The organism is Aetokthonos hydrillicola CCALA 1050, from assembly GCF_017591665.1.
Lineage (GTDB): Bacteria > Cyanobacteriota > Cyanobacteriia > Cyanobacteriales > Nostocaceae > Aetokthonos > Aetokthonos hydrillicola.
Genome location: NZ_JAAKGC010000346.1, coordinates 1 through 1,783 on the forward strand (window position 1 = coordinate 1; position 1,783 = coordinate 1,783).

The window sequence follows — 1,783 nt, forward strand, 5'->3', positions numbered from 1 at the left end:
TGGTTCAATCAAGCGATCGCTTTTAGTTAATTCAATCGATAACAGTTGATATTTCAAACCTTGTACTGATAGCGGTTCACTCAGGTGCAGGTGCAAAGCCATCATAGTGCGTTTGCTCATGTTTTGTAGTAGTTTTTATTTCTCTGTATATCATGTCATACTTAATAGAAGACTCCTATTCCATTAACTTTTTAATACACGGGGTTAAAAATTGGCAGAGGATTTTCATTTACCACCTACTCCCCAAATTTTGCAATGGCTGGCTGCGGGACAACTGGCTAATCGGTTGGTGCGATCGCTACGGTTGTGGGTGCTAATAAATAAACTCTATGGTAGTCATGACTGGGCGAATCAACTTCCTGAGGTTTTTACCTACTCCCAGTTACGCGATCGCTTATTTGCTTACCGTCACCCAAAAAGTGATAAGTTAAATGCGCAAGAAATCATCGCTCAATGTAGCGATAACAACTGCATTTGTCATCAAACTTTCTCGGCAATTGTTTTTGAGAGCAGCTTCCAACTTACTATTGACAAATGGCAACAGTCTATGCATAGACTGACACAAATGACTGCAGAGCAATTACACCAGATACTCCAACAGCATCCTTTTGCTACCGTAAATCGTTCTCTAAGGGATGATCTTAAGCATCTTGTCCAGCAAGGGTGGCTGCAAATAATAGAGACAGGGAAGTATAGCTGTGTTTCGCGAGATGATTTACCAACTTTGTCAGAGGAAATAGCTACACAAACAAGCACAGAAATTAGTTTAGCTTGTCTAGACCCAGCACAAACATCGGAACTACTCCATGCGCTGGAGTCAATCTCATTTGTGCAACCAAACCTGTCATTTATTATCAACAAGTTGTGGGAGCAAATTGGAGACTCTTCCACCTCAAGAAAGCTTTACGCGAAAGATCCGGAACAGAGAATATTTCTACACCTAGACTATATTCTTTCTCAACAGATGCAAGACCGGGTGGATAATTATCAAGAGCAGATAGAACAGCTTTGGCGTCAACCTCGTGGTGGCGTAGTACAGTTTGAGTATTGGATAGCAGCCACAGAGAAAAAAGTCAAAGTTACTGTTTATCCAGTCTGCTTGCATTACCTGCGACGTGCCAAGTACCTTAGTGCTTATGGCATAGACCCTAATGGAAATGTAGCATGGCACAACTACCGTTTAGATCGTATTGAGAGCGATCGGCTAAAAGTACTGGCGTGGGGTGACCCCCTTGTTCCTAAAGAGTTGAAACAGATGTACCACACAGGAACTTTACCAACGCCAGAACATATTGATACGGAATTGAAAGCAGCTTGGGGTTTTAATTTTTATTTCAAAAAAGAATTACTTATTCTCCGTTTTCCGGCAGATTTTGCTAAATGGTACGTAAATGACACCACAAGACACCAAACATTTCGTTCAGTTACATACGACGAATTACCAGAGTTAATTACTAGAAATATTTCAAGTCGGCAAGAACGTCAACGATTATTAAAAATAATCAATCAGTGTTCTAGAGATGATGCATATTACGTCGCCTGGATACGTACTGGTGATATTAATGTTATTATGCGCCTGCGGGAATGGCGACCGAAAGGCGAAGTTATTGCACCGTTATCGATTCGGCAACAAATGAAAACAGAGGTAATGCAAGAATTAACCCATTACCAGCCTTGATCTAGCTTGGTGGCAATGCTCCTGTTAATTGGGCTATTTTACCAACTTCTTCCCGCGCGATCGCAAGCTCTATTCCTTACTTCCTTGGTGCACTGTTTTTACCCA

The 1,783-nt window shown here is 41.4% G+C and carries 1 protein-coding gene; it reads left to right on the forward strand.

The window, feature by feature from the left end; genetic code table 11:
- Positions 1–211: 211 nt before the first annotated feature.
- A complete protein-coding gene (locus G4P69_RS37755; protein WP_208339496.1) occupies positions 212–1,678 on the forward strand; it encodes a TIGR03985 family CRISPR-associated protein in 1,467 nt (488 codons plus the stop codon).
- Positions 1,679–1,783: the final 105 nt, after the last annotated feature.